Genomic DNA, 24,288 nt, shown 5'->3' with positions numbered 1-24,288 from the left:
GTTAGAAGGTGTTGTTTTCGATTACATTGAGATTAGGCAATGATTGATATTTCAGCAAGTAGGCAAACGCTGCAGTTTCTGCCTCGATGTTTGGCTTGATACAGTGCTTTGTCAGCACATTTTATCAATTGTTCAGAATCTAAGTTTTCGTGCCCCTGCAAGGTAGCGCTGCCAATACTTATAGACACCGTTGTCGCTTCTGGGTTTGGGTGGGTGATATTTAACGCTTTGACATTAGCTAATAGTTTATGAGCTATATACTGAGCCCCTTGGATATCAGTATCTGGTAATACACATAAGAACTCTTCACCACCAAAACGCACAGTGGTGTCGGTTGAGCGGTTAACACTTCTTTTAATCTCTTGAGCGACTAACTTTAAACACTCATCACCTTGTTGGTGGCCGAAAGTGTCGTTGTATTCTTTAAACCAATCGATATCGATCATTAACACCGAAAGAGGATTATCATAACGTTTTGCTAAACGAATATTTTGCTCAAGTGTACTTTGTAAGTAGCGTCGGTTATTTAACCCTGTGAGGCTGTCTTGTTCGCACATTGTTTTTAGCAGGTCAGCTTGCTTTTTGATGGTTAAGTGAACATTAACTTTATTCAATAAGATATTGCCGTATACGGGCTTAGAAACAAAATCAACACCGCCCACTTGCCAGCATTTATCCTGAGCTTCAAGATCCATGATAGAGGTAATAAAAATAACCGGGATATGACAGTACTGAGAGTGTGCTTTTAACTGCTTACATACATCTAAACCATTTGTGTTGCCTAGATTAACATCTAAGAGGATTAAATCAGGAGAGTGAGACTCGCACATGGGCAAAACACTCTCACCGCAATCGGCGGTGAGAGTTTTAAAATGCGGAGCAAGTAAACTTTCAATCACTGTTGTATTAATTGGTTCGTCATCAACTATTAAAATAACAGACTCATCAAGTTTTAAATCGTTGGCTGCCAAAGGTTGCAAAATGATTCCTCTAGTTTTTGTATAAAGCGTAGCCGCATTTTTTAAATTCCTATAGTTAAAGGTGCTAAAAAATAATTTTAATTGGCGATGGCAATAATAAAGGACTAGAGTTTTCTTAATGATTTTAAAAGAGGCGACGGAAGTGCTTTTTACTCATCAAGAGAACAAACCCAGTAAAATTATGGTTGTTGATGACGAGCCAACAAGCTTAATGATTATGTTAGAAGCTTTAAACGACCTTGGTGAGATTGAATGTGTCGATAATGGCGCTGAGGCGCTTAAAAAAGCGGTATTATTTCAACCAGATGTTATTTTACTTGATATTGAAATGCCAGATATGGATGGCTTTGAGGTTTGTAGACAGCTTAAAAACAACCCTATCACCCAATCAATTAGTGTCATATTTGTAACTTCACACAATGGACAAAAATTTGAATACCAGAGTTTTGCAAGCGGTGGTATCGATTTAATCATTAAACCTGTCGATTTAACTATTTGTCGTTTAAGAGTACAAAATCAATTAAAAATCAAACATCAAGAAAGACAAATTCTTGCAGCAAAAAATGATATTTCAACATTGGTTGAGCAAGTTCCTGTTTATATATCTTACTGGTCAAAAACAGAGGAAAATTTATTTAGTAATGATGAAACCGCCCATTGGTTTGCAAAAAGCAGTGAGCAAATGCTTGGTTGTTTCGCTAAAGATGTATTACCTGAAAAGCTGTATGAGGCTTTTCATCGTTGTATAACTGAAGGCATAGAGCAAGAAGTTTTAAATATACAGTTGCCCAGTCCTCGTAATAGGATTGAATATGTTAGAGCGCAAATAAATTTAAAAGTAATAGAGCAAGAGGTTACTGGTGTCATTCTTACTCTTTCGGACATCACCTCTATTACCAATACAAAAAAACAGCTATCGAATGAATCAGAACGTCTACGAGTTATGCTCAATTCGATTGGTGATGCAGTGATTGCTACGGACAACAACGCAATAATTAACTTTATGAACCCCATTGCAGAGCGTTTGACGGGATGGCATGCCGATGACGCAAAAGGCAGGCATATTGAAGAAGTTATGAACCTGGTTGATGCATCATCAAATACACGCTTAGTGAATCCTATTTTAGTTGCTTTAAAAGAGCATCGTATTGTTGCAATGGCCCTTAATAGCCAATTGGTTGGTTTTGATGGCCGTGTTCATCGCGTTGAAGATTCTGCTGCTCCTATTCGTGATATTGAAAACAACATTATTGGTGGCATCATCGTTTTTCATGATGTCAGTGAGTCGGTAGCAATGGCAGTAAAAATGACCCACTTGGCAAATCATGATTTATTGACAGATTTGCCTAACCGAGTTTTGCTACATGATAGGGTGGTTCATGCGTGTAAAGTTGCCTCAAGCATGAAAAAAAGTGTGGCTTTGATGTTGATAGATATCGACCACTTTAAATATTTAAATGACACATTAGGGCATCATAAAGGCGATTTGATTATAAAGCATGTTGCCAATCGGCTAGAGTCATTGCTTGATTTAAATACTACACTCGCACGTATTGGTGGCGATGAGTTTGTGGTGCTGATCCCCGATGTAAAATCGACAAGTAACGTAGATAGTATTGCTCTAGAAATTATAAATACGATGGCAATGCCTTTTCGCATTGATGGCCAAGATTATAACTTGTCTGTGAGTGTTGGTGTGAGTATGAATCCAAACGACTCATCTACCGCAGAAGAGCTTATGACTCATGCAGACGCTGCTATGTACAGAGCAAAAGAACAAGGGCGAAACCGGTTTTGTTATTACTCTGACGACTTAGAACATCAATTTAAGCAGCGTCAAAGCATTGAAAAGCTATTAAGAAATGCAATTGAACACGAAGAGATAGATGTTTATTACCAACCCAAGCTGGCTCTCGCCAGTGAGGAAATTGTAGGCGTAGAGGCTTTAGTACGTTTACGGGATGAGAATAATAACCTTGTCTCGCCACTGGATTTTATTCCGCTTGCCGAAGAAACGGGCTTAATTCATGCGTTAGGGTTATCGGTTTTAAAACAAAGTTGTGCTGCAGCCAAAGATTGGGCTGATAAAGGCTATAAAATAAAAGTAGCGGTAAATATTGCCGCGAAACAATTTACTGACAAAAACTTTTGCAATACTGTTGCTCAAACACTCCAAGAGACAGGGCTTCCAAGTGAGTTGTTAGAGTTAGAGGTAACAGAAAGCGCACTGATGCATGATTTCGAAGAAATCAAAAGTATGTTGAATAACCTAGCTTCGTTGGGGTTAGCGATTGCTATTGATGACTTTGGTACAGGTTATTCTAGTTTGTCATACTTAAAACTGTTTCCGGTGGATGTGTTAAAAATCGATCAGTCATTTATTCGCGATATGCTCACTGATACGCAAAGTATGGATATTGTTAGAACCATTACAAGCTTAGCGCATACTCTAAATTTACAGATTGTAGCGGAAGGAATCGAAGAAAAAGCACATTTAGAGAGTTTAATAGAATTAGGCTGCGAGCTTGGGCAAGGGTATTATTTTTATAAACCAATGCCCAAAGAAGCGTTTGATGCGTTGTTAGATTAAGCCATAGTATGACTGTACAAAATACCGCAGCCAATTAACACTAGAGCTATACCACCAATCGCTTCAGCTTTTTTACCAACCCAGCCACTGATGACATTGCCAAGTAATGAACCAATAGTGACCATTATCGTTGTTGCAAGGCCAATCATGGCGGCTGCTAAGTAAATGTTTACTTTCATGAATGCGAGGCTGATACCCACTGTCATAGCATCAATACTAGTACCAACAGCAGTTAGTAAGGTGGCCATTAACGAGCGTTTATTTGTTGCTGTTAATGTATCGTCTTCATCGTCATCTTCTTTACGGCTTTCAAGCAACATATGAACACCTAGGCCTACCAATAGCACAAAAGCAATCCAGTGATCATAGGCTTCAACATATTCAGCACCTGCACTGCCAATTAGCCAGCCGATAACAGGGGCAATGGCCTCAATACAGCCGAAGATCAAACCCAATTTAATCGCACTTAAAACGCGTGGGCTTTTTAGTGTACTGCCTTTAGTGATTGATGCGGCAAATGCATCGGTAGACATAGCAAGAGATAATACACTCAGAGTAACAATGTTCAATTTTTGCGCCCCACAAAAAGTGCGTATTATACGCACTAGAACTTTAAACAGATAGGTTAATTTTTGTTTTTAGGGCTCTGTATTGAACTTATAAAGCGCTATATTGATAGTTATTCATGAGTGTACCTTCAGCAGGTGTGAGTTTTGGCTCAAGTTGAATAAGCGCTTCATAGACGCTTGGAGCGAGTTCTTTGAGTCGTTGTACCCGGCTAAAATGATTTTGCTCGAAATGGTTAACGAGTTTGAGTGCATTTGGCATATAGTCAACAAGAGTTTGCGTGTTATAACTTTGCTCAAGTGCTTGATCGAGAATATCTAGTCCTGGTTTTGAAAAGTCGTGGGGTACTCCCAATTTGATTAAAAACTCAATTGCTTTATTTGAGTGATCAGTCGCATAAAAATACATATCCATGTCAAATGTATCTGTTAACGAAAAATCAAAACCACTTTCGGCTAATGATTGCCAATCTGATAGTGGAAGATTCTTCAGTAAGTAAAGGGCGCTTGGTGAAGTTGGATTAGCTCTGCTTTGCCAAATAGCGTTCATTTGTTCGATATTTTCTAAGGTTTTTGCAAGCAATAAATTCGTTTGGTGCGTGCTGAGTTTGGCACCCTGCGTAATAGTTGCGAGAGCATTAAAGTCGTTATTGTTAATTGCTTCTTTAAAGGCATCTGGTTGATAAGGGGTTTGTTGCCTTAAATCACGAAAATGCATGAGATGCCAGTAATGAACAAGCATGGGGTCAATCTCTTGCAACATGTCAGCGGTCAATGGGCCTTGGCGTGCTTCGAGTTGTTTTATTTCATCCATTGCTTGTGAGCGGGTTTTAATCGCTTCTAAATTACTTAAATCTTGTTCTACCTGTTGGCACGCTTCATCAGCGGGTTTAAATTGTTGCTTTTGCTTTTCGTAGGCACGCAGCGCGTCTGAAATAGCTGAATCATCTTTGCTTTGATGCTTGAAGGCTGCTTTGTTTGCAATCAGGGGAATATCGCTTAATTCATCAAATGCTTTTGCGGCAAATTGCTCACCTACGAACAATAAGCTGTTTGGTAAAAATGATGACTTAAACATCAACAAGCGATCTTCTGATGTGCCTCTCACATGCTCGCCATGGGCTTTGTAGCCTTTATCCTTAAGGTACTTTAATGTCTCTCGGTGTTTGTTTTCAATAGGTTGTACTTGGTTGTTTGAGCTACCTTTTAAGTTAACAAGAGCGATATCCATCGCCGTGAATACATCGGGCAGATTGGTTGGCTCAATACCGCGCTCATTCAAAAGCTCTAATATCGGCACATTGAACTCACTGACTGCAACATCAGCCAGATTTAAATAGAGCTGCTCATGAATAAAATTATCACTCATGGCTGTTGGTACACCGCTTAACTGTGCCGTTTGCGCTATTAATGCTGCTATATACGTATTGGGTAAGTTGCTTTTTATGGCAATGGCTATGTCATTTATCGTAAAGTCTTTTGTCGATATGGCATTTTCAAATTCTGTCTCAGTTAAACTATGCGCATTTAGAATAAATAAGATTGACGGCGAAATAAGTGCCGATGGACCTAGCTGAAAAGGTGATTTTAAATACGTATTAAAGTTATCAGTGTTATCTAATAATTTGTATAGCGCTGTTTTATTTACTTGCTCTGGGAGTGGTACGTCGAACATGATTGAATGGGTATTAATGTTCAGAGACTCAGCATTAGATGTTAATTTTTTAACAGTGTCGGCATCAAAATAATCAACAATCTCAAGTCCTTGCCAGTTTTTTAATATACTTATTGAGTCTGCATACTGAAACTGCTCTTCGGCATTACTTTTAATTGCGTTTATCAGTAAGGACTCAAATGAGCGATAAGATATTTTGGTTAGCTCTGAATAACTTAAAATTTCTGAGAGGGGTAAACCGTCTTTGAGTGCTTGCTTAAGAGCAGCATCAATTTGGCTATGATCAGTGGCCGCTTGTGTGGCTTTTATACTTTGTTGCTCACACTCAAGCTTTGCAAGTCGTAACTTTTTTAGAGCTGATGCTTTGCTGGTGTTTTGTTTATTTACATCTTCAGTTACAGAGCTCAGGCTAGCAACATTATTAGTGTGTATGGGCAATTCAGCAGTAACTGTCTCGCTTTGGGTCTGTTTATCAAAGTACAGGTAGGTTCCTACTGCACAAAGGCCTATAAATACTGTGAGTGAAATACCTTTTTTCATATTCAATCCATGGACTTAACTTGCAGAAATTGTATGGCTTTATATTGTGCTGTCAATGACTTAGGGACGAAGAGCATAAATAGCCGACAAACAACTGATTTGTCGGCTATGTTTTGCACTGTAGCCTAATGCAGTTTCATTTTTGGCCTAACAACGCGCAGTACTTTTTCGCTGATCCACAATGCAAAGGTTTTTGTGCTGCCATGAATGGCACGTTGATGCATACGATAGAGCGAAATATACATAAATCGCGCTATTTTACCCTCTATAAAAAAGCTATTACTGGTTAGGTTGCCCATTAAACTACCTACCGTGCTGTAGCGTGACAAATTAACTAAAGAGCCATGATCACTGTAGGTAAAGGCACTGAGTGGCTGATTTTTGAGTGTGGCTATTAGGTTTTTTTCAACACATTGTGCCATTTGATGGGCCGATTGCGCTCTTGGGGGCACTTGTGTGCCATCTTCTTGGGTAAATGCGCAGCAATCGCCAATTACAAAAATGTCGTCGTTAACACTACTTTGCAGGTATTGATTCACCTTAATTTGATTATTGCGGGTGAGTTCAAAAATACCAATGTCTTTAATGAAATCAGGGGCTTTTACGCCTGCAGCCCAAACCATAATATCGGCTTTAATATGTTCATCGTTTTTGGTGATAAAGCTGTTTTCTGTGGCCTCTTTTACTTGCGTGCCTTCGCGTACTGTTACTCCTAACTTAACCAGCTCACGTTTAGCCGAATTTGCAATGCGCTCGGGTAAAGCGGGTAAAATTCGCGGCCCTGCTTCAATTAAATCAATGTGTAAGCGTTTAGCAGTCATTTTATTAAGGCCATACATTTTTAGCATGTCTGACACATGATAAAGCTCTGCCGACAGCTCAACCCCGGTTGCACCACCGCCGACTATAGCAATGGTTAAAGAATGCTGCGGATCATCATCTTGATGTAAACGGGTGAAGTTATCGAGTAGGGCATGCTGAAAGCGTTCAGCTTGTTGGTTTGAATCAAGGTAGAAACAATGCTTGTTAACGCCTGGGGTATTAAAGTCGTTACTGACACTGCCTATAGCAAGTACTAGGTAGTCATAACTCACTTGACGCTCAGGTAAAATACGGTGGCCGAGCTCGTCTTTTAACTCGCTTAAAGTAATGGTTTTGTTGGTTTGATCTAAGTGGCAAAAGCTACCGAGTTGAAAATTATAATGATGTTTTGCTGCATGAGCTGAGTATACAACGCCGTCTAAATCGGCATCAATCGACCCCGTCGCTACTTCATGAAGTAACGGCTTCCAAATATGGCTGCGGTTTTTATCGATTAAAAGTATCTCTGCTTGGCGTTTTTTCCCGAGTTTGTGTCCTAATTGTGTTGCCAGTTCTAAGCCACCAGCGCCACCACCGACTATCACGATTTTAGGAGGTTGGTTAATCATTACGTTGCCCTCAAAAGTATAATACCTAAACACTCTTGCGAAAAAGCGCTTAGGTATTGCAAATCCATCCATCAATACCCCATGGCAACCCACCCATTGTGCGCCTTTTTGATGGTTTTGTCAGTACCCATTAAGAACAATGTAGTTAACTTAGTTATATGAATGACCTTGGGAGATAGAGCCAAACACGTTAGTATGGCTAATTCGCAGTAAGAGACCTATCATTACCTGAAAAAGGGAATGACAGTGAGGGATCAGGATGACTACACCACTACACACTTCGTTGAATCAATACTTTGGCTTTAATGAATTTCGCCAAGGTCAGCAACAAACCATTGAGCAGTTATTAAATCAGCAATCGTCGTTGGCAATTTTTCCAACTGGCTCAGGTAAATCTTTGTGTTATCAATTAAGTGCATTGCACTTACCCAACTTGACCTTAGTGGTATCGCCATTATTGGCGCTGATGAAAGATCAAATCAGCTTTTTAAATAGCAAAGGTATTTACGCGGCAAGCCTTGATTCAAGCCAAACCAGTGAGCAAAGCCATACGGTAATGAGTGATGTGCGATCAGGGAAGGTGAAAATTTTAATGGTCTCAGTTGAGCGCTTTAAGAATGAGCGCTTTCGTGAATTTATTAAACAAGTGCCTATTTCGATGCTGGTGGTTGATGAAGCGCACTGTATATCTGAATGGGGTCACAATTTTAGGCCTGACTACTTAAAACTGCCGCGCTATCGTGAAGAGCTTAATATTCCATTGGTATTGCTACTTACCGCCACCGCCACTAAAAAAGTAAAGCGCGATATGTGCGAGCGTTTTGCTATTGCCCCAGAATGTGTAGTACAGACGGGCTTTTACCGCAGCAACCTCGACTTATCAGTGCTTAGTGTTGCAAGCCAAGAAAAACCTCAGCAATTAGCAAGTATCATAGCCAGCCAACAAGGGGCTGGGATTGTTTATGTCACCTTACAACATACCGCTGAGCAAGTAGCAGAAGGCTTGGCAAGAGCCGGCTTTAATGCGGTGGCTTATCATGCAGGCCTTGAGGATGATAAACGCTGGCAAATTCAAGATGATTTTATGGCGGGTAAAATCAATATCGTTGTGGCAACCATTGCTTTTGGGATGGGCGTTGATAAGTCTGATATTCGTTTTGTGATCCACTATGATTTGCCAAAATCGATTGAAAACTATAGCCAAGAGATTGGCCGCGCAGGGCGAGATGGTGCGCCATCAAACTGTTTTACCCTAGCAAACCTTGATGGCTTAAATACCGTTGAAAACTTCGTTTATGCCGACACTCCCGAGCAAAGTGGGATTGACTATGTCATCAATAACATTCGTAACGAGCAAACGAACAACCAGTGGGAAATGCAAGAGTACAGCTTATCGAGCGAAAGTAATATTCGTGCTTTAGCGTTAAAAACCTTACTGGTGCAGTTAGAAATGCAAGGGGCTATTACACCTTTATATGCCTATTACGCCGATTTTAAATATAAGTTTTTAACGGAGCAAAACGAGCTACTTAGCCAGTTTGATGCTGACCGACAAGCATTTTTACAACAGGTATTCAAACATACTGAGTTTAAGAAAATTTGGGGCACACTTAATTTTGATGCGTTAACCCGTGCCACTCAAGTTGATAGAAAGCGCGTGGTTGCAGCGCTCGATTATTTGGCCGAAAAAGGTCATATTGCCCTTGAGACCAAACGCATCACGCAAGTGTATGAGGTGAATAACACGGTAATAAGCCACGCTGATTTAGCACAGCAACTGCACCAATATTTTATCGAAAAAGAACAGGCTGAAATTAAACGTATCGCCACTTTAGTTCGCTTTTTTGAACTTGATAGCTGCTTAAGTTATAACTTAGCTCGCTATTTTGATGATCAACATGCACCCCAGCAATGTGGCCATTGTTCAGTGTGTAGAGGCCAGCAAGTAAAGCTTAGCTATTCATTAGTGCATCAAATGCCTGAGCAAAATGTGATTGCCAGTAAAGTTGCTGAGCTTAAACAGCACTTAGCCGCAAAAGGGATTAGTGATGTGAGCATCGATACACAGTGCCGCTTTTTAGCGGGCATGAGCGTGCCTTTATTTACTCGTAATAAAGTCAGGCAACTATCAGGTTTTGGCCTTTGCGAACAGCAACGCTACAGTGACATTAAAAGCTTGCTACAGCAGTTGTAGCGGATAGATTAATGTTTAATAAATATTTATAGTTTGAAATATACAAAAACGTGTATAAAGTTTATTCGCGAAATAAAATTATACTTTCTATATAAGGCTTTGAGTTTTTAAGGATATAAATGTTAGCTGTTACGGAAATTGTCAGACAATTTAAACAAGGCCAGACGACACCATTTTTGTGTAGGACTGAAAATGATGAGCAATACATTGTAAAAGGTGCTCGTGCTACAGCTAAAGGGTTGGTTAAAGAGTGGATTGCTGCGCATTTATGTAGAAGTTTTGGTTTACCTAACCCTGATTATGATCTCATATATGTTGATGATGCACTTGTTGAATATGGATATGATGATCTTGGTCCTGGTATGTGTTTTGGTTCTAGATTCATACCTAATATTCAAGATGTTACATTTGCTGAGTTGGAATTTTTATCAAATGAACTTTTAAGAGATCTCTATATTTTTGATTATTGGATAAAAAATGATGATAGGAATCTAACAAGCCTTGGAGGTAATCCAAATCTGTTCTATGAGCCCTTAAAAAAAGAAGTTTATGTACTCGATCATAATTTGTCTTTTGAACCTAATTTTTCTTTAGAGAAGCATAAAGAATTACACTTAGGCAGGTCAGCTTGGAATGATCCGCAGTTACCACTTTGGAGCCGGGTTGAGTACGAAGATAAGATGGAGGCTTCATTAAAAAATATTGATGCTGTCATAAACTCTTTACCTGAAGAATGGCTTGAATATTATGATTTAGATAGCATTGAGAGTGAAATAATCGTAGTATTAAAACAATTTAAATTGGCAAAATTTTGGGAGGATATAAGATGAAAAATTTATGCAAATACTCAATCATACGTTTTATGCCTTTCAGTGAAACACAAGAATTTGCCAATGTTGGAATATTATTATTCTCTCCAAAAACAGGTTTTGTTGACTACAAATTAGCACCTAAAAGCTTTGGTCGAGTTACAGAATTTTTTGACGATTTAAACGGTGAGCTTTATAAAAGTGCTTTAGTTACTTTTGAAAAAGAATTAACAAGAGTGAAAAGCTTAGGCTCTAGGTTTTATGGCGAACAACAAGTTAAGTTGCTTGAAGAAGTTACTCGGTTCAGGGAAGGGATTGTTAGTTTTAGTGAGACAAGAGCTGTACTGCATGAAGCTCCTCAAATCGCACTTGAACAGCTATATAACAAGTATATAGCCAGAAACTTTGTGACTAAAGAGTACCGCGAACAGCAAATGGTTAAGGCTCTAAGACAAGATTTAAAAGATAATATCAGGGGCGTGCATTATACTCAGCAGAAATTGCCTGCTGGCTTGGGTGTTCAAATTGATATTCCTTTTGTAACAAAAGGAAGTCAAATTACTAAAGCAATAAAGCCATTGTCTTTTAATCAAACAAAACCATTAGCATTAATAGAACACGGTGAACAATGGATAAATCGCGTTAGGCGATTAATTCAGGCTGGAGCTATTGAAGCACAAAACATGCTATTTACGCTTGAGAAGCCCAAAAGCCAAAAAACAGAGTTTTTAAAAGCATACGATGAAGTTACTAATGAAATGGAAATGCTTAATACAAAATTCACTCTCTTTGAAGATAGGAAAAGTATCTACAGTTTTGCTACTAGTTTTGAAGATGAAGAATTTAAGTTAATTTCTACTTAGAAATTCCAAATAAAGTCCAAAGGCAACCTTTTCTTGGTTGCCTTTTTTACAGATTTTTAGCCAATTTGAATACTGGTAGTAGGGTAAGTCAAAGGTTGGCTGTGCTGGCGAGCAAAACAATAAGCAAATGTTAGTGGCCCAACTCGACCTATCAACATCAGCAATATGATGATGAGCTGACTAGGCGCACTTAAATCCCCAGTAATACCCCGTGAAAGGCCTACGGTACTGAGTGCCGAAATTGCCTCAAAGGTAATATCAAGTAACGACCCTTGTTCAAGCTTGGTGATGATCATAATGCTGGTAAAAGCGATAAATAAGTACAGTATCATGACGCTTAATGCTTTTATCACTAACTTGTCGCTCAGCTGACGGTTAAACACGGTGACCGTGGTTTGCTGTTTTAAATAGCTGCGCATCGCTAAAATTAGGATCACAAAGGTGCCTAGTTTTATGCCGCTCGCGGTGCTGACTGAACCACCGCCAATCACCATCAGCAGCATAGTCAAAAGCGTTGAATCTTGACTCAAACCATCAATCGGTAGGGTATTAAACCCTGCGGTACGAGGTGTCACCGCTTGAAACCAAGCCGTTAATATCTGCTCAGACGTTGATAGCGGCGCTAATGTTGCGGGATTGGCGTGTTCAAAGAAAAAAATCAATATAAATGCGATGCAGTTGAGCACTAAGGTAGCAATTAACACCAGACGGGTATTGGTTGACAGTAATGACCAGCGCTTTTGTTTGTAGATATCAATCAGCACCGTAAACCCTAAGCCACCGATGATAAACAAAGTGGTGATCACCAGGTTTACGGTTATATCGCCTTTGAATGCCGATAAGCTATCGCCACTTAACGCAAAACCCGCATTATTGAACGCCGAAATCGTATAAAACAGACTGTGATAGGCGCTTTTTAGTGCGCCGTAGTCATCGAACCAACTAATAAAGAGTAAGCAAAATGCCACCGACTCAATCACTAATGAATACACTAAAACATACTTAGCAACCTTGATCACCGAGGTTAAATCGTTAGTGTCAAAAGCGCGGCTGGCGAGTAAGCGTTGCTGTAAGCCTAGAGTTTTTCCTAAACTTAATATTGAAATCACCGCCACGGTCATAAAGCCAATACCACCTATTTGAATCAGCAGCATTACTACGCTTTGACCAAATACAGTCAGATCAGTACCGGTGTCGATGACCACTAGCCCTGTTACTGTAACCGCAGAGGTTGCCGTAAATAATGCATCGAGCCAGCTGATCGGTTGGGTGCTTGCCATTGGTAGCATAATCAAGCCCGTGCCAAGCGTAATTAACACAATAAAGCCGATAGTGAGCACTAATGGTGGGTTTATTTTTTGCCGCTTACGGCACTTTACACCGCTAAATTGTTTAGGGTAAACGTTGGCTTGCCAGTTAATCATAATGCACGAAACCGTTTTGCTAATTTAGTTAAGTAAGTTTTAGAGCCCAGTAGCACCAAACTATCGCCGTGGCGCAGCTCGGTGTCGTTAGTCAGCTCAGTATTGAAGTAATCATCACGTCTTAGTGTGAGTGGTTTAATATCGCTATTACGCTCTTTGAGTAGCCAGCCAATTTTGCGACCTGAAAGCTGTAGATCAATGCCTAGTTCAACAATAAACGTGGATTGGTTAAGCGGGAAATATTGATTAACCATTGGGTAGTTAAGCGCTTGTGCAACCCTTACGCCCATTTCCTCTTCAGGGTGAATAATACGGTCAACGCCGAGTTTACTTAGTATTTGATGGTGGCTTTTGGTACAGGCTTTTACCCAAATTTGCTTTACGCCTAAGTTTTTTAAATGCAATACACATAAAATACTGGCTTCAATATTCTCGCCAATGGCCACCAATACGGCTTGGCAACTGGGTAAATCGAGTCGTGCTAATTGTGTTTCATCACTGGCATCAACCACCACAGTAAAACTGAGTTGGTCGGCATAGTGATTAACGGTGCTTTCGCTAATATCGGCGGCACACACTGTATGACCTTGTTTTGAAAGTTCTAAACAGGCGGTTACGCCAAAACGTCCTAATCCGATTACTGCAAACTGAGCCATTGTCTTTCTCGCTATTGTGGGTACGCGCTAAATGCTAATAGCAAAAAAACAGAAGTCTTTAGAGAGGTTGAAAGCTTTATAAAGATTTTATGCTGAGATAAAAAAACTTTATAAAAACTTTATAGTGACAAAACTGAAAACCCTTTAATCTAATAGGGACAAAAAATAAGTGAAAAGATGATGCAGTCAGTATTCAAAATACAGTATTTAAAAGCCGCATTTTTAAGTGTGTTGATGCCACTTGTGGTGGTGCTCGCGATATTTCCGTTTCGAGAACTGTTTACAACCACCGATATTGTGATGCTACAGCTGCTGTGGGTGACCTGGGTTGCGGTGCGAAGTAATCGCCGTGTTGCAGCGCTGACAACCCTAGTGAGTGTAGCCTGCACCGACTGGTTTTATGTGGTGCCTTACTTTACTTTTCACATCGAAAATATTGAATATGTGGTCACCTTTTTGGTGATGTTGATTGTAGGTTTAGTGATAAGCCACCTTGCTGGGGAGCTCAATACCAAGGTTCGCGATGTGCAAGCCCATGCTAGTAATAGTCGCTTATTGTATGAATTAGCTAAAAAACTTAATGATCTCGATAGCCTTGAGGAACAAAAGCAGCTGTTTTTAACAACCATGGCCGCACATTTAAAGGTTGCATGTGATTGGCAGTTAACAGCGTCTAAGCAGTTTATTTATTTAAATGAGCAACAAGCTGAATTTGGCGGCATCGCGTTTGCTAAAGCGCTTAATGCCGAGCAACTTGCTTTGGCGAATACAGCGTGCTCTTTACTGTATCAGGTTCAAGAGAAAACCTTACTTCGCGAGCAATCAGCGGCGATAAAAGTACAGGCGGAGCTAGAGAGGTCAAAAAACACCTTATTACGGAGTTTATCCCATGATTTACGCACGCCATTAGCGACTATTATGGGCGCATCAAGCATGTTGGCTGATGATGATATTCAACTAAGCTCTGAGGTTATCAAAGAGCAAGCTGCTAATATTTATGAGCAAAGTAAAATTCTTAACCAGCACTTTGATAAAGTCATGGAGCTCAGTAAAGTGAATAAGTTAGCTGAGAATATTAAATGGCAAAAACTACCCATTTTGACCTTAATTAGCGAGGCTAAATCACGCCGTCAGCAGCAATTACAGAACTTTAAACTTCACGTTGAGGCTCACCAGCAAAGCATCTGTTTTGGCGATGAAACCTTACTCGAAATTGCCTTTGCCAATATGCTCGAGAACGCAGCCCGTTACGGAGATGGTTCGGCGAACATGCAATTTATTGAAACACGCAATGAATACCAAATTGTGTTAACTAACCCTTTTGCTAATAAGCATGAGACGAGTCAAGATGAAGGCGTTGGCCTTGGGAGTGTTATTTGCGATGTGGTTGCTAAATGTCATGAAGGGCGCTTTGAATTAACCCTCAATGAGCAGACAAAGCAGGCAACAGCTATATTAATTTGGAGTAACAGCCGTGGCTAATATTTTGGTTTTAGAGGACTCACCGCCTCTGCAAAGTTTTTTAAAAACACTGCTCAAAGCAAGTAACCATGAAGTCAGTGTGTGCGCGAAAGGGCTTGATGCGTTTGCACTTTTAAGCCAGCAGCAGTTTGATTTAGTGCTGCTTGATTTAGGTTTGCTCGATATGGATGGGCAAGATTGGCTGGTGGAGTTTAGGCAGTGGAGTTTGCTCCCTGTATTAGTACTTTCTGCGCGCGACGGAGAAACAGAAAAAGTCACCGCCCTTGATAACGGCGCTAACGATTATCTAACTAAACCATTCAGCGCAAACGAATTACTAGCACGTATTCGGGTGCTTCTGCGCACACAAACAACACCAAGCCTAACTTTGCAATGTGGCGATATTCACATCGACCCGCATAAACATGTGGTGCGTAAAGGTGCTGAAGAAGTCAAACTAACTAAAAAAGAGTACGCTATTTTGCTGTTGTTATTTCAGCAAAAAGACAAGGTATTAACGCATAACGCTATTTTATCTGAGGTGTGGGGAGAGCAGTATATTAATCGTCCTGAATACGTGCGTGTACATATTGGTCAGTTAAGACAAAAGCTTGAGCAAAATGCGGCAAGCCCTAAACATATCTTAACTGAGCCCGCTGTGGGTTATCGATTAGTTGATTGAGTTTAATAATAGTCACGACTTTTTTAATTTGCTGTTGAGCTTATAGGCTTTTTAAACTATTGTTTTAGTTTACGAAAATAATGAAAAGGTGCTTGATAATTGGCTACTGCTGATCAAGGTGGCAAACGGATATTTTCACTTTCAAATAAACAACTTGAAGAACTCATTGCTGCAATTGAGCAAGCAATTGAATGGCATCAATGTTGGTACAAACGCTTACTGCGTAGCCTTATTGCCAATGTACCAGCATGTGAAGAAGATCTTGACGATAATGCTCATGCATTATGCGAATTTGGCCTTTGGTTTAATAAACTCCCCTCTAGTTCTAAAAATTTACACCCGTATTTTGCTGAAATTGAAATTGCGCATCAAAAAATGCACCACGGGGCTAAAGTACTTTTATCTTTGAATGAAGCTAATTCAAAAATCCCGGTCAATCTTTTGGATCAATTTCATGAAGATTTAGATAGAGTCCGCTATTTATTTGAGGCAGTGAATGAAGACTTCTCTAAACTTTTGCATAATCGTGATCCCCTAACAGGTGCAAACAACCGCACTCATTTACTTAGCAATCTGCGAGAGGAGCATGAGCTTGCGAAAAGAAAGTCACTTAGCTGTGCGTTGATTATGATCGATCTCGATCATTTTAAACGTGTTAATGATCAATATGGTCATTCCGTAGGAGATAAAGTATTGGTTGCTCTTGTTAAGTGTATTAACTCTCACCTAAGAAAATATGATCATCTGTATCGCTATGGCGGCGAAGAGTTTTTAGTATGCTTACCACAAACAGACCTAAAAGGTGCTCAATCATTTGCTGAGCGCTTGAGAGTCGGTGTTGAAGAACTTGAAATAGATATAGGTAAAGATAAACAGATAAAAATTACCGGCTCTTTTGGGGTCTCTTCTATTCGCGCTGACGATGATATTGAAACAGCAATAGAGGCTGCGGATAAAGCTATGTATCAGGCAAAAGAATCGGGACGCAACCAAGTGTGTGTAACCTGATTGGTAGCTTTGCAGCTTTATTTTCTTGAAGAAGGAAAACAGTGACAGTTTATAAATTGTCACTGCATATTAGATCAGTCGTATTTTGCTTCTAACTCATTGGCTGTGTGATAGCTTTCGTGAGTTTTTAGCTGCTCAAAGTAGCGTTCGATTTCAGGGAAGTACGACAGCTTACCCGCCTGAGCAACTTGCTCTACAACAAAAGACATCATGAAATCAGCACCGGTCAATGTGTCATCGACTAAGTACTGCTTACCTTGTAATTGCTGATTAACATAGCTCAGTATTTTTGCAATTTCATTATCGGCATAGTCGGCAATAAAGTTAGTTTGACAGCCGTCTTTAGTAATAAAGAGTTTTAGTAAAAGAGGCACCATGGCAGAGCTTTCAGCAAAATGCAGCCATTGCTGATAGTCAACATAGCTGTCGCTTTGCTGGCTTGGCATAAACTTGCCTTTGCCGTACTTACTAATTAAGTAGTCAGTAATTGCGCCAGACTCGGTAATTACTTTACCGTTATCTTCAATAACGGGCGATTTACCCAGCGGATGAATTTGTTTTAGTTCATCAGGTGCTAAGAAGGTTTCTTTATTGCGTTGATAAGCAACAATGTCGTAATCGACACCAAGCTCTTCCAGTAACCAAATAATACGTTTAGAGCGTGATTTATTTAAATGGTGTAATTTAATCATTCGTTATCCTTAAAAATGGCGTAGCCAAGCTGACTACGCCTTGAAATTTAAATTGGCTGCTGAACTTGCACGACAGTTTTACCGAAGTTCTCACCATTTAACATCGCATTAAAGGCGTTCAGCGTATTTTCGAAATTAGCTTCAAGATGCTCTTTATATTTGATTTTTCCTTCGCTTAACCATGTTTGCATGTCTTTTGCGAATTCCTCATAACGATGGGCGTAGTCATCAAAAATAATAAACCCTTGCACTTTAATGCGTTTCTTTAAAATGTGACCCATAAGCATAGATAAGCGATCTGGACCTGGCGGCAGCTCGGTAGCGTTGTACTGTGATACTAAACCACATAACGGAATACGTGCTTTTGTATTCAACAGGGGTAACACGGCATCAAATACATGGCCACCGACATTTTCGTAATAAACATCAATACCATTATTACACGCTGCGCTTAACTGCTCTGCAAAATCATTTGCTTTGTGATCAATACAGGCATCAAAGCCTAGGTTTTCAACGGCATGTTGGCATTTTTCTTTACCGCCAGCTACGCCAACGACCTTACAGCCTTTTAATTTGGCTATTTGCCCTACAGTTGCACCGACAGGCCCTGTAGCTGCAGCAACCACGACTGTTTCGCCCTGCTTTGGCTCACCAATATCTAAAAGCCCCATGTAGGCGGTAAAACCAGGCATACCCATAATACCAAGTGCATACGAAGGATTTTCAGGGTTTTTCCCCAGTTTCATTAAGCCTTCAGTGTCGCTTATTGCGTATTCTTGCCAGCCCGTATAGGCCAATACCCATTCACCTTCTTGGTAGTCGGGGTGGTTTGATTGCTCAACTTGGCATACGGTTGCGCCTACCATCACATCACCAATCTTTACAGGAGCAGCATATGATTCAGCATCGCTCATTCGTCCTCGCATATAGGGGTCAAGTGATAGATAAATGGTTCTGAGTAATACCTCGCCATCTTTTGGCGCTGATACTGAGTTAGTTTTTAAAACAACATTGTTTTCATTCGCTACGCCACTTGGGCGAGATTCAAGAATATATTGACGATTTTGAATATCAGACATACTAGGCTCCTTTTGCCAGCAGTAAATTAAGATACGCCTTTAACGTTTTGCGGGCATAACATTAAAAATCAACACTAAAATTGTAATTACTTGATAACGCATCCCCTTTTTTAGGATGAGTTTTTGCGCTAAATATGGGAACGGTGTATGCTGTTTTAAAATTAAGCTAACTTAAAAGGATAGTAATGAAGCGTATTTTGTTAGTGGGCTTGGTGACTGTTAATGCTTATGCAAATAACGACGTGTTATCGGTTGATCCAGTGATGCTGCAAAGCGGTAATTTTGCATTTGAAAATGATGACAAACATTACCCAAAGCAAAGTCAATTTAGCATTGTCCATAGTGTATTAATGAGCAGTGAAAGTGGTCGTCGTTTAGCTGTTGTGACGATTGAAAACAAAGCATCAGGCTCGCGTATTTTACAGGCTGACCACATTATGGCGCTGTTTGCTGATGGGCGTCGTGTACATCCGCAAAGCTTTGACGAAGGCATTAAGTTAGATGATGGTGAAAGGCGCTCATTGACTTTGTCTTTTGGTGAAAACGAATATCCCATATTAGCAGTGTATACCAGCTTAGATAATTAAAAGGATTACCATGAAATCAACGCGTCATTTTTTCGTTTTGAGCGCACTTATTTGCTCACCAACTGCGCTAGCGATAGATAGCCAAGACTTTGTTAAAGATAACGTTTTTACGCAAGGCGTTGAAGGGCCAACCATGTATAACGGTGCCTTGTACGCGGTGAACTATGCCCAGCAAGGAACCATTGGCCGCGTTGATAACATGGGCAAAACATCGTTATTTGTAAGGCTACCAAATGACAGCGTTGGTAATGGCCTACAGTTTGACTCACAAGGCAATTTGTTTATTGCTGATTATGTTAACCACAATATTTTAAAAGTACCTGCTGGCAGCAATAAAGCAGAAGTGTTCGCCCATAATAGTAAAATGAATCAACCCAATGACATTGCTATCACCAAAAGCGGGGCGCTGTTTGCAAGTGACCCTAACTGGGCGAACGAAACGGGCCAGCTGTGGCGTATTAATGCAGATGGCAGCACTCATTTACTCGAAAAAAACATGGGTACCACCAATGGGGTAGCGGTTAATAACGACAACACCAAGCTTTATGTGAACGAGAGTGTGCAGCGAGTTGTTTGGCAATATGACTTAGATGAGAACTTAAACATTAGTAATAAAAAAGCTTTGATTAAGTTTGCTGAGCATGGCTTAGATGGCATGCGCGTTAATAATCAAGGACATGTGTTTATCACTCGTTACGGTGCAGGAAAGGTGCTTGAAGTATCGCCTACCGGCAAGCTATTAAATAGCTACCAATTAAAAGGCCAGCATCCAACTAATTTGGCCTTTAACGATACGCAAAGCAAAGTGTATGTCACCATGCAAAAGCGCGGTGCAATAGAAGTGATTGAACTTTAGCCTTGCTTTGATCGCGTTATAGCGGCGTTGATTGCCGCTTTCGCTTGCGGGCTATTTTGCCAACAACTTGAATGCAGCATTGACGCTACACGTTCAGCAATTGTGTTGGCATCAAACCCGGCTAACTCCTCAAACGATTCAATACCAATTTCTTCAAACCGTTTTATCACCGTTGGCCCAACACCTTTGAGTGCTAAAAGCGCACTGCGCTCTTGCTCGCTAAATGGCATAATTTCGTTCCTTCTTCATTAAGTTTATAAAATGCTGAGGGTTATCTAGTCCTAGAAAAACAGTGTTGATATCTCCAATAGGCTCAATGAGCGTGATTTTAATATTCGGGTAGCCAGAGTAGTTGTAACGTTTGATTGTGCGTGCGCGTGCAATGAAGTCGGTATTAAAATCAATAGTTTTGATATTTGCTAAAGCAATATTGTAAGCAGGATATAGCCCATAGCGAATAACGAGTTGCGACTTACTGATAGAAACAGGACGCTTTGCAACCGCTCGATACTCTGCAGTAAAGAATAAAAGGCTAAAAATAGTTAAACCAGTGATAATGTTTGCTGCTGATGATGACCATACAAAGTGTAAAAATAAATGCATCAGTGGCAGTTCTAACAAGATAATAAAAATAAAGCCAAGTAAGTTAGCTTGTGATCCATCTTTTTTATGGTAACTAAAATGTTGTTCACCAGTGAAATAGCTTGGTTTAATGTGTTTAGCGTAAAATAAGAAAGCCCACATCCGTGTTTCGAAACATAAAAAGTTTGCAATAGCACTTTGTTTGAAAAGTTTGTTAATTGGCCTTTCTATAGCTATATCTGGATCGGCTTGCTTGCCTAAAGCGGATTTTATTGCCAGGTACACAGTAATGAGAGCACTTAGCTCTAAAATTACAATCAAAGCTAAAAGCCCGTAACGACCTTGCTCTAAGTAATTCATTAAAAATTTGTTTTGTTCGGGAATAATGTAACTCCCCACTAAAATAGCGAGTGAGCACAGCATCAATGCTTTAAAAGTCGCTTCTTTCTTATTTTTAATTAATATTAAGCAAAGTACAGGTAATACTATCAGTGCATCAAGTAGATATAACCATTCAAAGTTTGCTTTACCAAAGTCATTTAATGGGTGGCTACCTTGGTAATACATACCCCAAAAAAGACTAATACTAATCAGGAAAATAAATGGGATTTTTGACTTTATTGATTTGAGCATTACATCTTCCTTGCTGCTTTTTGTTGCTCATATCATAACCAACAATCTAAACGCTGTCCCTTTTTTATTGTTGATATAATGACTGCCTGTTTAAAATAAAAAAGCGCACCGGGCAGGGTGCGCTTGAGGGGATCAATCCTGTGTAGCTAAAACAGTAGGATTAATTAAAAGCTTGGAGCATATCTTAGTGAAACACCGACCGAGCGGCCAATCACACTATAATCACTCACAGTGTTAAAGTGGTTTGCGCCTATTTCAGGTGTTGGTGGTTCACGATCTAATAAGTTATCGACACCAAAGTTAACAGCAAGTTCCTCATTAACTTGCCATGCAGCGGCAAAGTCTAAGTAATTTTGTGCTGAAATTGTTTCTGAACGGTCAACAGCATACTCTACTTCACCAATTCTGCGCCAGCCAAGTTGGAAGTTCATGTTATCTAACTGCCAATCAATGCTTGCTCGGTGTTTGTAGTCAGCTTGTAAAACACTGGCAAAGTCACCCGAACAGGCACTGCCATAAGTTCCTTTACAGTCAACTTCAGGCACTGTGCTGTTGTTTTGGCGCGTTTGTTTAGTAACAAAGTTACCTTGGTACGAGAATCTAAAACGACCACCCATTTGCTCTGGTGCATCAATGACATAATTTGCTGCAACGTCGATACCTTCTTGCTCAATTGCGGCTAAGTTAAAGTCATTAACGATAGCTGTGCTAATGAAACCGGTGTTTGGATCACGAAGTACCGCTCCACACAATGGGTTGTTCGGGTTCGGGTCGTCAACATAACAGCTTTGTAGCGCAGCACCTGGCTGAATTTGGCTTACCGCATCTGTTACGCGAATACTGTAGTAATCGAGTGATAAGTCAAAGCCTTCTAAATAGCTAGGTGTGTAAACAATGCCTAATGTATCTGACTCGGCTTGCTCTGGCTTAATATTTGGGTTACCACCATAGGTATATTTTGCTGTACTTGAGTCGAACTCAGTGCCAACTGGCGGTGCACCAAGCGCAGCACATTGGGTCGCATCACCGGTACCAAGTAAACATGGATCGCCGTTATAACGCCCTGCTAGTCGTGGTACAAATTGATCGCTGTTTTGGTCAAATAATGATAACGATAGCGCTGTGATTGGGCTGGCAAACTCACCTAAGTTAGGTGCTCTAAACGCGGTTAAGCGGTTTGCACGAATACGAATATCGCTGTTAATTGCCCAGTTGATACCTAGTTTGTAGGTGTCTTCTGCTTCGGTATTTGAGTAATCAGAAATACGGTAGGCACCTTCAAAGCTAAGCTCTTCAGCAAATGGTTTATCAACCAAGATAGGCACTAAAATTTCAGCATAGAATTCTTCTGAGCTAAAGCTTGCATCCATATCAAATGCGCTAATAGATGCGAAGCTGGTACCGTTTCTAAATGCATCGCCCGGTGTTTGTTTACCGGTTTCTTTACGGTATTCATAACCAATTGCAAAATCAATAGCACCGGCTGGTAATTCAAATAAGAACCCAGAATCACCCGATAACGTTGCTGAGATTACGCTTTGTGTACGGTCGCGAGTGGTATATAGCAGTGGGTCGCTAAAGTCACTGAAATCATGGTTTGGATCAAAAATATCTACCGAGTTTGCAAGGGCAGCAAAGCGACTATTACCACTGTTATCATTGCGATACGCATTATTATAAATGGTGGCTACTTCGTCGGTTTTACCGTACTGACCGTATACGTCATAGTATAGGTAGTCTGTTATATCACCTTTTAAACCTAGTTGAAATTGCATTGAATCACGTACCGCTTCGGTGTGTTGCACACCTAAACCTAGGTTACGTTCAACATTAACAAGGGCATTGCCTTCACTGTCAAACGTCAGTTGGTTGCGTAGTTCATCAGGAATATATGCATTGTCTTGCGTTAGGGTTACTTGCTCGTTAACAAAAATCGGGGTTTGACCACTGGCACCAGCACCATTTACGGTCACTTTAGAATACATTGCGCGGCCATAAGCAATGGCACTGTCGCTGACATCAACGTCGAATAATAAGCCCGCAGAAAAACGGTCCATTGGTTGAGTTAAATAACGATCAGGAGTGAAATTAGCTGTTTGACGCTCACTTGTTACAGCACCAGAATCAGCAATACCGATACTATTGCCAGATGCAACGTCAGTATAATAACCACCGCTGTTGATCATGGCTGTTGAGTTTTCAAGCGCGTAGTCACGCTCGCCGGCTAATAGCTCTTTACGCTCAGTATAACCAATATAGCCTGTTACATGACCGCTGCCATCTGCGATGTCACCACCAAAAATAGCTTCAAAGTTAAGCTTTTCGTTACCGCCGTCGGCACTTTCGTAACTGGTTGAGAATTCAGCGCCAGTAAAATCATCGTCTAAAACAAAGTTAACAACACCAGCTACGGCATCGGCACCGTAAACCGCCGCTGCACCACCAGTTAATACATCAACGCGTTTAATTAATCCGGCAGGAATGGTATTTACGTCAACCGAGTTACGAAAACTAAATGGTACGGCGCGAGTGCCGTCAATAAGTACCAATGTACGGTTTTGGCCTAGGCCGCGTAAATCAATCGTTGATGAGCCAAATGAGTCACCGACTGTGGCACCGGTGCTGTTGGCACCCGCCGCAGCTTGTGGCAGTTTTGCGGTAATATCTTCAACGTTCACTGCACGGTCTAGGTGAATTTGTGCTTCATCAACGCTCACCACTGGGCTACTTGAAACCAGCTCAGTTCGTTGAATACGTGAACCTGTTACGGTGATCACTTCAGGTTTTTTTGCTTCAGTGCTTTCTTCTGCGTGGGCATAACTAATTACTGAGCTTACAGCGAGAGCTAAAGGCGAGAGCAGCAATAGTGAGCGATGTCCGGTTGTTGTCTTTGCTTTCATGATGATTCCCTTGCGTTTTATCATTTAAATCAACGCAGGTTGGTTTACTACCTAGACCATTTAGTTAATTTAAAGAGTCAT

At 40.5% G+C, this 24,288-nt stretch carries 20 protein-coding genes; 9 read left to right on the top strand and 11 right to left on the bottom strand.

Features of this window, described 5'->3' with window-relative positions; genetic code table 11:
• Positions 1–32 precede the first annotated feature (32 nt).
• The gene (locus tag QL229_RS14625) at positions 33–980 is read right to left on the bottom strand and encodes a diguanylate cyclase (RefSeq protein WP_281547108.1); all 948 of its coding nucleotides are present in this window, start codon (positions 978–980) and stop codon (positions 33–35) included.
• Between the two features lie 118 nt (positions 981–1,098).
• Between QL229_RS14625 and QL229_RS14620 the strand changes: the two genes are divergently transcribed.
• Positions 1,099–3,570: an EAL domain-containing protein gene (locus QL229_RS14620; RefSeq protein WP_281547107.1), complete on the top strand. Its 2,472-nt coding sequence runs from the start codon at positions 1,099–1,101 to the stop codon at positions 3,568–3,570.
• Here the strand turns inward: QL229_RS14620 and QL229_RS14615 are convergent.
• From QL229_RS14615 to QL229_RS14605, 3 genes are all read right to left on the bottom strand, one after another.
• Positions 3,567–4,139: a manganese efflux pump MntP family protein gene (locus QL229_RS14615; protein WP_135926747.1), complete on the bottom strand. Its 573-nt coding sequence runs from the start codon at positions 4,137–4,139 to the stop codon at positions 3,567–3,569. The genes QL229_RS14620 and QL229_RS14615 overlap by 4 nt on opposite strands.
• 88 nt (positions 4,140–4,227) lie before the next feature.
• Positions 4,228–6,351, bottom strand: a complete 2,124-nt coding sequence (locus QL229_RS14610; RefSeq protein ID WP_281547106.1) for a hypothetical protein — start codon at positions 6,349–6,351, stop codon at positions 4,228–4,230.
• A 125-nt stretch (positions 6,352–6,476) separates the two neighbouring features.
• Positions 6,477–7,781, bottom strand: coding sequence for an NAD(P)/FAD-dependent oxidoreductase (locus QL229_RS14605; protein WP_281547105.1), 1,305 nt, complete (start codon positions 7,779–7,781; stop codon positions 6,477–6,479).
• A 259-nt stretch (positions 7,782–8,040) separates the two neighbouring features.
• On the opposite strand from QL229_RS14605, the gene QL229_RS14600 reads away from it, so the two are divergent.
• The 3 genes from QL229_RS14600 (at position 8,041) to QL229_RS14590 (ending at position 11,647) form a co-directional block, all read left to right on the top strand.
• Positions 8,041–9,975 carry a RecQ family ATP-dependent DNA helicase gene (locus QL229_RS14600; RefSeq protein ID WP_138558191.1) on the top strand — a complete coding sequence of 645 codons (1,935 nt, stop codon included), beginning with the start codon at positions 8,041–8,043 and terminating at the stop codon, positions 9,973–9,975.
• Positions 9,976–10,094: 119 nt separating this feature from the next.
• Complete coding sequence (locus tag QL229_RS14595) at positions 10,095–10,805, top strand: HipA family kinase (protein WP_062564731.1); 711 nt, start codon at positions 10,095–10,097, stop codon at positions 10,803–10,805.
• Positions 10,802–11,647, top strand: coding sequence for a DUF3037 domain-containing protein (locus QL229_RS14590; RefSeq protein ID WP_138558190.1), 846 nt, complete (start codon positions 10,802–10,804; stop codon positions 11,645–11,647). Before QL229_RS14595 ends, QL229_RS14590 begins: the two co-directional genes overlap by 4 nt.
• Before the next feature lie 56 nt (positions 11,648–11,703).
• On the opposite strand, the gene QL229_RS14585 is transcribed toward QL229_RS14590, so the two are convergent.
• Together QL229_RS14585 and QL229_RS14580 are read right to left on the bottom strand one after the other, a co-directional pair.
• Positions 11,704–13,071 (bottom strand): TrkH family potassium uptake protein, encoded by a 1,368-nt coding sequence (locus QL229_RS14585; protein ID WP_138558189.1) that lies wholly within the window; start codon positions 13,069–13,071, stop codon positions 11,704–11,706.
• The gene (locus QL229_RS14580; RefSeq protein ID WP_054553462.1) at positions 13,068–13,727 is read right to left on the bottom strand and encodes a TrkA family potassium uptake protein; all 660 of its coding nucleotides are present in this window, start codon (positions 13,725–13,727) and stop codon (positions 13,068–13,070) included. Before QL229_RS14580 ends, QL229_RS14585 begins: the two co-directional genes overlap by 4 nt.
• Positions 13,728–13,904: 177 nt before the next feature.
• Between QL229_RS14580 and QL229_RS14575 the strand changes: the two genes are divergently transcribed.
• The 3 genes from QL229_RS14575 to QL229_RS14565 all read left to right on the top strand — a co-directional run bounded on the left by QL229_RS14575 (position 13,905) and on the right by QL229_RS14565 (position 16,878).
• Entirely contained in the window at positions 13,905–15,209 is a 1,305-nt protein-coding gene (locus tag QL229_RS14575; RefSeq protein WP_235404338.1) for a DUF4118 domain-containing protein, read from the top strand.
• On the top strand, positions 15,202–15,870 hold the full coding sequence (locus tag QL229_RS14570; RefSeq protein ID WP_135926753.1) for a response regulator transcription factor: 669 nt from the start codon (positions 15,202–15,204) through the stop codon (positions 15,868–15,870). The genes QL229_RS14575 and QL229_RS14570 overlap by 8 nt, the downstream gene beginning before the upstream one ends.
• 99 nt (positions 15,871–15,969) lie before the next feature.
• Entirely contained in the window at positions 15,970–16,878 is a 909-nt protein-coding gene (locus QL229_RS14565; RefSeq protein ID WP_199527471.1) for a diguanylate cyclase, read from the top strand.
• Positions 16,879–16,952: 74 nt separating this feature from the next.
• Here QL229_RS14565 and QL229_RS14560 read toward each other — a convergent pair whose 3' ends face one another.
• Positions 16,953–17,570, bottom strand: coding sequence for a glutathione S-transferase (locus QL229_RS14560; protein ID WP_063527596.1), 618 nt, complete (start codon positions 17,568–17,570; stop codon positions 16,953–16,955).
• Between the two features lie 47 nt (positions 17,571–17,617).
• Positions 17,618–18,649 carry an NADP-dependent oxidoreductase gene (locus QL229_RS14555; protein ID WP_138558188.1) on the bottom strand — a complete coding sequence of 344 codons (1,032 nt, stop codon included), beginning with the start codon at positions 18,647–18,649 and terminating at the stop codon, positions 17,618–17,620.
• 185 nt (positions 18,650–18,834) lie between these two features.
• On the opposite strand from QL229_RS14555, the gene QL229_RS14550 reads away from it, so the two are divergent.
• Positions 18,835–19,236, top strand: coding sequence for a hypothetical protein (locus QL229_RS14550; protein WP_138558187.1), 402 nt, complete (start codon positions 18,835–18,837; stop codon positions 19,234–19,236).
• Between the two features lie 10 nt (positions 19,237–19,246).
• Entirely contained in the window at positions 19,247–20,092 is an 846-nt protein-coding gene (locus QL229_RS14545; RefSeq protein ID WP_138558186.1) for an SMP-30/gluconolactonase/LRE family protein, read from the top strand.
• Here QL229_RS14545 and QL229_RS14540 read toward each other — a convergent pair.
• The 3 genes from QL229_RS14540 to QL229_RS14530 form a co-directional block, all read right to left on the bottom strand.
• Positions 20,089–20,322, bottom strand: coding sequence for a helix-hairpin-helix domain-containing protein (locus QL229_RS14540; RefSeq protein WP_138558185.1), 234 nt, complete (start codon positions 20,320–20,322; stop codon positions 20,089–20,091). The genes QL229_RS14545 and QL229_RS14540 overlap by 4 nt on opposite strands.
• Positions 20,312–21,307, bottom strand: coding sequence for a hypothetical protein (locus QL229_RS14535; protein ID WP_138558184.1), 996 nt, complete (start codon positions 21,305–21,307; stop codon positions 20,312–20,314). The genes QL229_RS14540 and QL229_RS14535 overlap by 11 nt, the downstream gene beginning before the upstream one ends.
• 164 nt (positions 21,308–21,471) lie before the next feature.
• Positions 21,472–24,207 (bottom strand): TonB-dependent receptor, encoded by a 2,736-nt coding sequence (locus QL229_RS14530; protein WP_138558183.1) that lies wholly within the window; start codon positions 24,205–24,207, stop codon positions 21,472–21,474.
• Between the last annotated feature and the right edge of the window lie 81 nt (positions 24,208–24,288).

Origin of the sequence: Pseudoalteromonas sp. PAR1 (genome assembly GCF_947311895.1) — a bacterium.
Classification (GTDB): Bacteria; Pseudomonadota; Gammaproteobacteria; order Enterobacterales; family Alteromonadaceae; genus Pseudoalteromonas; species Pseudoalteromonas lipolytica_C.
This window is presented reverse-complemented; position numbering and strand designations above follow the sequence as displayed.

Excerpts from the sequence above, each read along its gene's own strand:
- QL229_RS14605 (WP_281547105.1), bottom strand. The coding sequence starts at position 7,781 with ATGATTAACCAACCTCCTAAAATCGTGATAGTCGGTGGTGGCGCTGGT.
- QL229_RS14530 (WP_138558183.1), bottom strand. The coding sequence starts at position 24,207 with ATGAAAGCAAAGACAACAACCGGACATCGCTCACTATTGCTGCTCTCG.
- QL229_RS14575 (WP_235404338.1), top strand. The coding sequence starts at position 13,905 with ATGATGCAGTCAGTATTCAAAATACAGTATTTAAAAGCCGCATTTTTA.
- QL229_RS14595 (WP_062564731.1), top strand. The coding sequence starts at position 10,095 with ATGTTAGCTGTTACGGAAATTGTCAGACAATTTAAACAAGGCCAGACG.
- QL229_RS14600 (WP_138558191.1), top strand. The coding sequence starts at position 8,041 with ATGACTACACCACTACACACTTCGTTGAATCAATACTTTGGCTTTAAT.
- QL229_RS14590 (WP_138558190.1), top strand. The coding sequence starts at position 10,802 with ATGAAAAATTTATGCAAATACTCAATCATACGTTTTATGCCTTTCAGT.
- QL229_RS14540 (WP_138558185.1), bottom strand. The coding sequence starts at position 20,322 with ATGCCATTTAGCGAGCAAGAGCGCAGTGCGCTTTTAGCACTCAAAGGT.
- QL229_RS14585 (WP_138558189.1), bottom strand. The coding sequence starts at position 13,071 with ATGATTAACTGGCAAGCCAACGTTTACCCTAAACAATTTAGCGGTGTA.
- QL229_RS14550 (WP_138558187.1), top strand. The coding sequence starts at position 18,835 with ATGAAGCGTATTTTGTTAGTGGGCTTGGTGACTGTTAATGCTTATGCA.
- QL229_RS14535 (WP_138558184.1), bottom strand. The coding sequence starts at position 21,307 with ATGCTCAAATCAATAAAGTCAAAAATCCCATTTATTTTCCTGATTAGT.
- QL229_RS14555 (WP_138558188.1), bottom strand. The coding sequence starts at position 18,649 with ATGTCTGATATTCAAAATCGTCAATATATTCTTGAATCTCGCCCAAGT.
- QL229_RS14545 (WP_138558186.1), top strand. The coding sequence starts at position 19,247 with ATGAAATCAACGCGTCATTTTTTCGTTTTGAGCGCACTTATTTGCTCA.
- QL229_RS14610 (WP_281547106.1), bottom strand. The coding sequence starts at position 6,351 with ATGAAAAAAGGTATTTCACTCACAGTATTTATAGGCCTTTGTGCAGTA.
- QL229_RS14620 (WP_281547107.1), top strand. The coding sequence starts at position 1,099 with ATGATTTTAAAAGAGGCGACGGAAGTGCTTTTTACTCATCAAGAGAAC.
- QL229_RS14580 (WP_054553462.1), bottom strand. The coding sequence starts at position 13,727 with ATGGCTCAGTTTGCAGTAATCGGATTAGGACGTTTTGGCGTAACCGCC.
- QL229_RS14560 (WP_063527596.1), bottom strand. The coding sequence starts at position 17,570 with ATGATTAAATTACACCATTTAAATAAATCACGCTCTAAACGTATTATT.